This window comes from Stieleria sp. (genome assembly GCF_041595215.1).
Classification (GTDB): Bacteria; Planctomycetota; Planctomycetia; order Pirellulales; family Pirellulaceae; genus Stieleria; species Stieleria magnilauensis.
Genome location: NZ_JBFHKV010000220.1, coordinates 1 through 9,453, shown reverse-complemented (window position 1 = coordinate 9,453; position 9,453 = coordinate 1). Strand labels below are relative to the sequence as shown.

Genomic DNA, 9,453 nt, shown 5'->3' with positions numbered 1-9,453 from the left:
TGGGGGTAGGGGGCCCTCTGCCCGCAGCGAATCGATTGCAGCAAAAACCGGCTATCGTGGACAGCCTCGCCGTAACTCAGTCTAAAATCAGAGTCAACCAGTCAGCGGATGCAATATCCGGGCTAAAGGCTAGACACCAACGTGCGCTGGTGTGCAGGCTTTAGCCGCCCACTGTCGCTGCTACGCAGCGACCGGGGACTCGCCTCAAGGCGAACACCAATGACCATACCGTCAGTGATCACAATACAGGAACATGGATTTGTCAATCAGTTTGATCGACGCTTCGATCTTAGTCGTCTACATGCTGGCGATGGTGGCGTTGGGCGTGTGGGTGGGGCGTGACCAGAAAGATCTTTCGGGATACCTGCTGGGCGGGCGTGATTTGCCGTGGTGGGCGATCCTGGGTTCGATCGTCGCCACGGAAACCAGCACCGCCACATTCTTGAGCGTGCCGGGGATCGCGTTCGCCGCGGGCGGCGACATGCGGTTCTTACAGCTCGCGCTGGGGTTTCTGTTGGGCCGTGTGATCGTCGCAATCGTGCTGGTGCCGCTGTACTGCCGCGGCAAAATCTTTACCGCTTACGAAATACTGCAACAGCGATTTGGAGGCGCCAGCAAGCAATGTGCCTCGCTGTTGTTCCTGATCACGCGGAATCTGGGTGACGGATTACGGCTCTTTTTAGCCGGCATCGCGCTCGAAAAGGTGCTCGGAATCGACCTGCATTTCTGCATCGCCTTGATCGGCATCGCCACCATCCTGTACACGTTCTTCGGTGGAATGAAGGCCGTGATCTGGAGCGACTGTCTGCAATTGGTCGTTTACATGGCCGGAGGATTATTGGCGCTCAAGATCCTGGTCGGGTTCTTGCCCGGCGGTTGGGCGGAACTGTGGGAATTTGGCAACTCCAGCGGACGATTTCAGCTTCTGGATTTCCGCTGGCAGTCGACCGAAACATTCAGCCTTTGGACCGAAACGTACACGTTTTGGTCGGGTTTGATCGGGGGTGCGGTGTTGACGTTGGGAACCCATGGTACCGACCAAATGTTTGTCCAGCGCTATTTGTGTGCCCGCAGCTCGCGCGACGCGCAACGTGCGGTGATCGCCAGTGGTGTGGTGGTCTTCGCTCAATTTGCGTTGTTTTTGCTATTGGGCGTCGCCCTGGCCGCCTATTACACCGCGGTCGAACCGCAAACGTTCGAACACAACGACGAAGTTTTCGCGACCTTCATCGTCGATCATCTACCGATCGGCCTCGTCGGAATTACCCTGGCTGCGGTTTTCGCCGCAGCGATGTCGACCCTTTCCAGCTCACTGAATTCATCGGCCGCCGCCGCCGTCTCCGATTTCTACGCCCCGTGGGCCTACCCCGAAATTGCCGACGATGATTCCCAAGCCGATCACTCACACAAACTGCTGTCGGCCGGTCGCGACTTCACGATCATTTTTGGCGTGTTACAAATCGCCATCGGCATGGGAGCCAGCTACCTCTCCCGCAGCGTCGTCGGCGATGCCTTGGCGATCGCGGGCTTTACCGCAGGCATCTTGCTGGGAGTGTTCGGGCTGGGCATGTTCAGCCGCTCGGCACACCAACGCGGCGCCCTGGTGGGGATGGTGACCGGGATCGCAGTCTTAACCGCGGTCAAATTCGGAACCTCCATCGCCTGGCCTTGGTTTGCCATCATCGGATCCCTCGCCACCTTCGCCTCCGGCTACGTTGCCAGTCAATTCATTCCATCCCAATCCCCTGATGCAACCAGCGTCGAGAAAGACTCACGACACGACGAGGAATCAAGATGAACAAGCATGTCTTCACTTCACTGTTCTTAGCCCTTGCACTGATGACCGTTTTACCGCGTCATGCCGCCGCGCAAGTGTTGGCAGGCATTGATGTGCTCCAACGGGACGATTTTCAGCAACTTGCCGGCCGCAAGATTGGCTTGATCACCAACCATACCGGCACAAACGCTCGCGGAGTCTCCACCGTCAAGCTGTTCCATGAATCACCGAACGTCACGTTGGTGGCTCTGTTCAGCCCCGAACACGGTTTCGCCGGCGTCTTAGACCAAGCGAACATCGATGATCAACGCGACTCACTGACGGGTCTGAAAGTCCATAGCTTGTACGGCAAGACCCGAGTCCCCACGCCCGAGATGCTCGAGGGGATCGACACACTCGTATTTGATATTCAAGACATCGGAACGCGTTTCTATACCTACATCTCCACCATGGGTGGGGCGATGAAGGCGTCTGCCCAACACCAAATCCGTTTTGTGGTGCTGGACCGACCGAACCCGATCAATGGTGTCGCCGTGCAAGGTCCCGTGCTGGATCCCGGTAACGAATCCTTTGTCGGTTACCACCCGATCTCCGTTCGCCATGGGATGACGGTCGGCGAATTGGCAATGATGTTCAAAGCCGAATGGGAACTTGATGTCGAGTTGCAAATCATTCGCATCGAGGGCTGGGATCGCAGCAAAATGTTTGACGCCACCGAACGTCTCTGGATCAACCCGTCTCCGAACATGCGCAGTTTGACGCAGGCGTTGCTCTATCCTGGAGTCGGGCTGCTGGAAACGACCAACGTCTCGGTCGGACGCGGTACCGACACTCCTTTTGAAGTTTTGGGCGCCCCCTGGATCGATGCCATCACCCTGGCGCGCGAATTGAATGCTCAACCACTCGACGGAATCCGGTTTGTGCCGATCGAGTTCACGCCCGACGCGAGTAAACACGAGACCCAGAAGTGCGGCGGCGTCAACCTGATCGTGACCGACCGAGCCGCGTTTGACCCGCTGGAGACTGGACTGACGTTGGCCACCACACTGCATCGACTCTATCCCCAAGATTGGCAAACGAAGTCGCTGAACCGATTGCTGGTAAGCGAAAAAACACGCGACGGAATTCTGAGCGGCAAATCGGTCGATCAATTAAAAGCCGCCTATGAACACGAACTCAGCGATTTCAAACATCGCCGAGAAGCGTTCTTGCTGTACCGCGATTCTGGCAAAAACGAACCGTGAAAGTGATGCAGCACCAACCGCAACTGGGACTGGAAACCTGTCTGGCGGAGCGACCGCAGGTGCTGCAGTCCGCGCGAATCGGACTGCTGATGAACCGTGCGTCGGTCGACCGGGATCTTCGCCTGGCGTGTGATGTCTTGCACGATGCGTATCCGGGTCAAATCGCCGCCTTGTTCACGCCCCAGCACGGGCTGTGGGGTGATGCCCAAGCCAACATGATCGAAACCGACCACGGTTGGCATGCGGGCTTAGACGTTCCGATCTATAGCCTGTACAGCGAGTCACGACGACCGTCGCCAAAGATGCTGGCCGGGCTCGATTGCTTGGTGATCGATTTGCAAGACGTCGGTACGCGCGTTTATACCTTCGTGTGGACAATGCTCGAATGCCTGCACGCGTGCGCCAAAGCAAACGTTTCGGTCCTGGTGCTGGACCGGCCCAATCCGATCGGCGGCCGGATCGTCGAAGGCCCCCTGCTAGAAGATGCCTATCGCAGCTTTGTCGGCGGGGCTCCGATTCCCATGCGTCATGGGCTGACGATGGGAGAGTTGGCGTTGTTGCTGCAATCCGAATTGCAAATCGACGTCTCGCTGGAAATCATTCCCGTCCGAGGATGGTCGCCCGACGACACGTTCGGTTCACTCCGCCGACACTGGCTGTTACCCTCGCCAAATCTGCCCACCGCCCAATCCGCCATGGTCTATCCCGGCCAAGTCTTGCTGGAAGGAACCAATTTGTCCGAAGGCCGCGGCACCACCACGCCCTTCGAAATCGTCGGGGCGCCGTTCGTCGATCCCGACACACTGATCCAGGCGCTCAACGACATCGACTTGCCCGGCGTTCATTTCTTGCCGCTCTCTTTCCGCCCCACGTTTGACAAATGGGCGGACCAACTGTGCGGCGGCATCTCGATCCACATCACCGACCCCCAGCGGTTTCGATCACTGAAAACATCGATCGCCATCCTGTCGGTGATCCAGCACCATTGGCCCGATGAATTTCGCTGGCTCGGTCCGCCCTACGAATACGAAACGCAGAAGCCACCGATCGACATCATCTATGGCTCCAGCCGGTTACGACTGGGACTAAATCACGACCACACCATCGACGATCTCGCCGAACTCGACGTGACATCATGGAACCAGCGGACCCATCCGCTCCAACTCTACGATCCAAACGAAAATCGATTTCGTGGATGAGCGAAGAAGACTTTCACGGACCGTTTACCGAGCCCGAAACTGCCGTTTCGTTCGCGGCACATAACCGTTCTAGAAACGCCTCGGCCTCCGGCGTCAGCTTGCTGATCCGGACCGTCGTCAAATGTTGCAAAGCCCCAAGCGGCTGAACGTCTTCCATCGTCACCAAGTTGCGATTGCGTAGGTGCAGCCACGACAATTGCTTCAACTTGGCGATTTCCTGAAACGTTCCCTTGTTCGGATAAAACCTGCCGTACAAGGAAAGTGATCGCAGCGAAAGTCCATCGACGAATCGCAGAGGCGTCGACACATCGTTGTACAGCGTCAGTCGCTGTAATTGATCCATCTGTGACAAAAACGGCCAGACGAACAAGTGGTTCCGTATCAGCAGGTCGATGGGCGGGTTGATCGCTGCGACAAGTTCCAGATCACGGGCGAGATTTTCTTCGACGTTGAGATCCAGTTCTTTCAGTCCAAGGTCAAGCCACTTTTGCAGCAGCGCTCGACTCAGCGGCTGAGTTGGAATCGTTAATCGATACTTCCAACGCGTACTCAGATGGTCCATAAATTCGACGTACCCGTCGTACACGCCGACGGCACGCAATCCCGAAGGCATCCCGGTCGGCAACCAGGCGGTGATTCCTTCGAGCGTGATGTCGGGCCGTACAGTTCCCTTTCGGTTGGCGATATCGATCCGGCCAAAACGCGTTGGATCGATCCGTTGCAATCGACGATCATCGAGATCGCACAATTGCAAATCCAATTCTCTCGCCCGCAGCGCGCTGATCGCCCTGCATGCCTGATCGGTGAGTTCACACTCACGCAACAGTAACTTGTCCAGCCGTGAGGTGTCGGTCTGACAAAACATCTGTATCTCGTCAGCGTCAAAGTCCCATAAGAAACATGAACCGACGGGTTGCAATTGATCAATCGAAGCGAGTTGACGCATCACGCTTCCATTCATCCGACTGCTTTCCTGATAATAGAAATCCGTGGAAAACACCAACCGACTCAGACGCGGCAAATCACTCAAACGGCCGAGCGTTGAGGGATTGATCCGAGTTTCATGAACATCCAACGCCTCCAGCATCGGGCACGTGAGCAGATGTTCGATCGCGCCGCTGGTGATGTTGTGGTTGCCCCACAGCGACAATCGTTTCAGTCGCTTGCACTTGACCAATTCGGCAACGTCGTCGTTAGCGATCCCGGTGCGATTGAGATACAGTCTCTCCAACGATTCAAGATGCTCGATTCCCACCAGACCGCCACGGTGAATCCGACTGTGCGACAGCTGGACCTCAATCGGCGTGGCCCAGAAGTGTCCCGTCCGAGAATGAAAACCATCCAGGACTGACGCGCGGTACCGGACCGTCCCGCCAAGCGACTCAAATCGCTTGACGGTGCTGTGAATCCGCGCATGACGCTGATAAACGACGATGCCTACCGCCGTGACAACAGCGAGCAACAGGAGTGTTCGAATCGAGAATCGAATTCGTTTCATGCGGGACGTCAAAACGTGGTTTTCTGAGAAAAACAGCCAAATCAAGCTCACCGTGACGCGAAGACTCCAAACGTGCCTCGACTTTCGGTTAGTTTATCAGCTTGATCGACGCCGGCTTGCCCGCCGCGGCACAGAATCATTCAACATGCTAGCCCCCCTGAGATGTCCGACGCGATGAAATTTACAATCCTCTTCTGCGCGGTTCTACTTCTCAGTTCCATCGTGACGAGGCCCCCGAACGCCTCCGCAGCGATCGTCGGATACACCGACTACGCGTCATTCCAGTCCGCCGCATTCGGCAGCGAGAGTGTCATCGACTTTGATTCCATTCCCGGCGGAAATACGATTGACCGGATTGACGACGTCGTGTTCTCTAGCGGTGGGTCGATGCGCGTTTATGTAACCGACGGTATCACTGACGGGACCATCAGCCCGGATAACTTCATTGGCAATGGAACCTTCGGATTCCCCGAATTCGAGAATGAAGTGATCACGATGAGCTTCGACACGGCGCGATCAGCCGCAGGCATCTTTGTCATCTATGAAGGCTCACTGTCTACTTCTTTTTCGCTCACATCGGCGGGCGGCAGTCAATCGCTCGAAGCAACAAGTACCGTGATCGATTTGCCCGGCCCCGCAAATGGCTACTTTCTCGGATTGGTCGACGATACGGGAGCAAACAGCATCAACAGTGTTTCGCTTAGAAACGCGACTGCAGATCGCCCTTACTATTTTGACAACCAAACGAGCTTCATCTCCATCCCTGTCGCGATTCCGGAACCCGGATCCTTTGCGATGCTGGCTCTGATTGGCAGTACAGTGGCTTGCCGACGCCGACGCTGAACGGATCCCATTCGCGCATGGCGCGAATCAGTCGTCCACCGCACAGCGAGGCGAATCATTGCGGCCAATCGGACAGTCCTCCGTTCGAGCACGACGTATGAAACGCCGCAGAATCTTATCCTCATTTGCAGTCCTATGGGCTGCTTCCGCCGTCAAGGTGAGCGCCCAGACGACAGCGGAGCAATCTAAAACGACCGACACCGCCGAAGCCCTCGCCCATCGGCTCGGCATTTCGCTCGACCGCTTGCGTGGCTTTCTGATCGGGTCGCTTTTGGGAGACGCTCTTGGCGGACCGATTGAGTTTTCCGATCCCGACCGTTTGCCCGACGACATGCCGCACGTCCGTCAGTGGAAGGCCGGAACGAAATTGACAGCGACGCACTGCGAAACGCTTGCCCGAACGCTTCGACTGCGTGGCTACGAAACGTTGCGTCCCGAAACGGCGCCCTTCGGTCCGTGGCGAAAACGGGCACCGGCAGGCACCATCACGGACGATTCGCGTCACAAGATCATTCTGTTGCGTGCCATCAAACGAGCCGTCGACCACGCCGGACAAGCCCGCGTCACCATTGACCGATCGCGTTTGGCGGCCGAGTATTTGAGTCCGCTGCGACACGTGGATGAATCCGCCGCATCGACGGCAGCGCTGGACCATGACGGATTCAAACCCTACCGCGACGCCGCCCGTTGGTGGGCGGCCAAGTCAATTCAATCCTCGCGCGAGCCAACGCCCGAGCCAACGCCCAATCTTGCTTCCGAACCGGCTTACCCGCCCGAGCGACTTTGGGCAGGCGTGGCCAATTGCTCCGGCCAAATGGCGTTGCTTCCCCTGGCCGCCGTCTTTCCTGGCAAACCAGTCGCTGCATACGAAGCGACCTACGCCATCGACTTTTTGGATTCCGACCATGCCGTCGACTACTGTGCTGCAATCAACGCGGGAATCGCAGAAGTGCTTTCGGGTCGCCACAACGATTCAGATCCGGACACGCGAATGCAAGCCCTGATCCAGACGATGATTCAAACGGATCCCTACCACTACGCCGACATCCCGTTCACCGAAAGGCCGTTTGCTCAGTGGCTTAGCCGAGGGAGGCAATGGGCCGAATCGGCCGATAGGGATCCGCGTCAACTGTTCGAAAAACTAGAGCGAGAGGGAAAACCTCATTACTGGTGGGATGCCCATTTCACGTTCGTCGTGCCGCTGGCGATCATGCACCTCTGTCGCGACGACCCGATGGCGGCGATGAACCTGTGTCTCGATTTTGGTCACGACACCGATTCCTACGCACAGTTGCTGGGGGCTTGGATCGGGGCGATTCATGGACGTGAAGTGTTTCCCACATCCATGGTCCGCCAAGTCGAAAGACGCTTAGAAGTCGATTTCGGCGAATCGGTCGACGATTGGTGTCGGACGCTATTAAACGCCGCCGACCGCGCCGAGCACCAACAACTGCGATTTGCGAGGTAACCCCAAGTGGATCACGACCAACCGCAGACAGGCCCCCTCCACTTCGACCCGATCTCGAAGAATGATCCGGCGTCGGTCGCCGCGTCGCTCGGGCGGAACGGATGGATGCGAGACGACGAAATTCTCGTCGCTGTCGAGTCGGCCGGCGAAGGCAACATGAACTGTACGCTACGCACGACGCTCCGAGACCAAGCTGGTCGCGAACGAACGCTGATTCTGAAACAATCTCGTCCCTGGGTCGAAAAGTATCCCACCATTGCCGCCCCCGTCGAGCGTGCGTGGTCGGAAGCCCGGTTTTACGAATGTGTCAGTTCCGTTGCGCCAGTCGCCGCGCAGATGCCAACCCTGGTCGGTAAAGACACCGCCAACTACACACTCTGCTTGACGGATCTTCCCGGCTCCGTCGACATGACCGATGCTTACGGGGAAGCTTCGCTACCGCTGGACGCCGCAGCGCGTTGGCTCGGACAATTGCATTCGATCGATTTACAGCAAGACCAATGCGCAGCGTTCCAAAACTTGGAACTTCGAAAACTCAATCACCAGCACCTCTTTGTGATCCCGCTGCAATCACAGCTGCCGATCGATTTGGAACAGATCACAACGGGTCTGGAAACCACGCGTCAACAAGTCATCGCCGATGACAACTTGCTCGCGATCGCGAAACAGATGGGCGAACTGTACGTCGACGCGGATTCCTGGAAGGATCCGAACGCGCGACTGTTGCACGGCGACTATTACCCAGGCTCCTTCCTGCGACGTCCGTCAACCCATCCGACCGATGCGCCGTCGTTGTTTGTCATCGACCCTGAATTCTGTTTTGTCGGCCCGCCCGAGTTTGACTTGGGAGTCCTGCTGGCGCACACGTTGTTCTGTGGAATCGATTGCGAGGAAGCGAAGCAGCAAATCCTGACTGCCTATCACAGTGACGGAGTCATCAGACACGACCTTTGGACACGTTTTGCCGGCTTGGAGATCTTGCGGCGTTTGTTGGGCGTCGCGCAACTGCCGCTGACCGCGACACTGGAAACCAAACGCCAATGGATCGACGTCGCCCGGGCGTGGATCCGGTGAAGAGAGTCGCGTCATCCGATTTCAAATTGCCCGCGGATGGAGCACAGTAATCCGACGCTGCGCCCCCGTCAGGCAACGCTGCGAAGCATTTTAGAGCGGAAGGGCGCGAGGCCTCCGTTTTGGTGGAGGTGAGAAACCGGAGGGCCGGTGGCCTGTCGATTCAAGCCCGCTTGCGTCCAATACCACTCAATCGACAAGGTTTAGACAAGCGCAGGGCCCTGCCGCTCACAAGCATCACTCCGTTTGGTGTCAAAGGAGAGCGGCCGCGAACCGAGTATCCCGGAGGGATGCCAGCGAGTAGCCGGAGGTCAGCGCAGCGCCACCTCCGGGAAGCACGTCCCACCATCCCC

General features: G+C 57.4%; 7 protein-coding genes. 6 read left to right on the top strand and 1 reads right to left on the bottom strand.

Going from position 1 to position 9,453, the window contains the following annotated elements:
- Window positions 1-253 precede the first annotated feature (253 nt).
- Genes ABX749_RS10925 through ABX749_RS10915 form a run of 3 tightly spaced genes read left to right on the top strand, consistent with a single transcriptional unit; the run spans window position 254 to window position 4,220 of the window.
- A complete protein-coding gene (locus ABX749_RS10925) occupies window positions 254-1,798 on the top strand; it encodes a sodium:solute symporter (protein ID WP_372896009.1) in 1,545 nt (514 codons plus the stop codon).
- Window positions 1,795-3,021: an exo-beta-N-acetylmuramidase NamZ domain-containing protein gene (locus ABX749_RS10920; protein WP_372896008.1), complete on the top strand. Its 1,227-nt coding sequence runs from the start codon at window positions 1,795-1,797 to the stop codon at window positions 3,019-3,021. Before ABX749_RS10925 ends, ABX749_RS10920 begins: the two co-directional genes overlap by 4 nt.
- A 5-nt stretch (window positions 3,022-3,026) precedes the next feature.
- The gene (locus ABX749_RS10915; RefSeq protein ID WP_372896010.1) at window positions 3,027-4,220 is read left to right on the top strand and encodes an exo-beta-N-acetylmuramidase NamZ domain-containing protein; all 1,194 of its coding nucleotides are present in this window, start codon (window positions 3,027-3,029) and stop codon (window positions 4,218-4,220) included.
- 13 nt (window positions 4,221-4,233) lie between these two features.
- On the opposite strand, the gene ABX749_RS10910 is transcribed toward ABX749_RS10915, so the two are convergent.
- A complete protein-coding gene (locus ABX749_RS10910; protein WP_372896007.1) occupies window positions 4,234-5,718 on the bottom strand; it encodes a hypothetical protein in 1,485 nt (494 codons plus the stop codon).
- Window positions 5,719-5,940: 222 nt separating this feature from the next.
- Between ABX749_RS10910 and ABX749_RS10905 the strand changes: the two genes are divergently transcribed.
- The 3 genes from ABX749_RS10905 (at window position 5,941) to ABX749_RS10895 (ending at window position 9,103) form a co-directional block, all read left to right on the top strand.
- Window positions 5,941-6,561 carry a hypothetical protein gene (locus ABX749_RS10905; RefSeq protein ID WP_372896006.1) on the top strand — a complete coding sequence of 207 codons (621 nt, stop codon included), beginning with the start codon at window positions 5,941-5,943 and terminating at the stop codon, window positions 6,559-6,561.
- 157 nt (window positions 6,562-6,718) lie between these two features.
- Complete coding sequence (locus ABX749_RS10900; RefSeq protein WP_372896005.1) at window positions 6,719-8,029, top strand: ADP-ribosylglycohydrolase family protein; 1,311 nt, start codon at window positions 6,719-6,721, stop codon at window positions 8,027-8,029.
- A gap of 105 nt (window positions 8,030-8,134) precedes the next feature.
- On the top strand, window positions 8,135-9,103 hold the full coding sequence (locus ABX749_RS10895; protein ID WP_372896004.1) for a phosphotransferase: 969 nt from the start codon (window positions 8,135-8,137) through the stop codon (window positions 9,101-9,103).
- The last annotated feature ends 350 nt before the right edge of the window (window positions 9,104-9,453 follow it).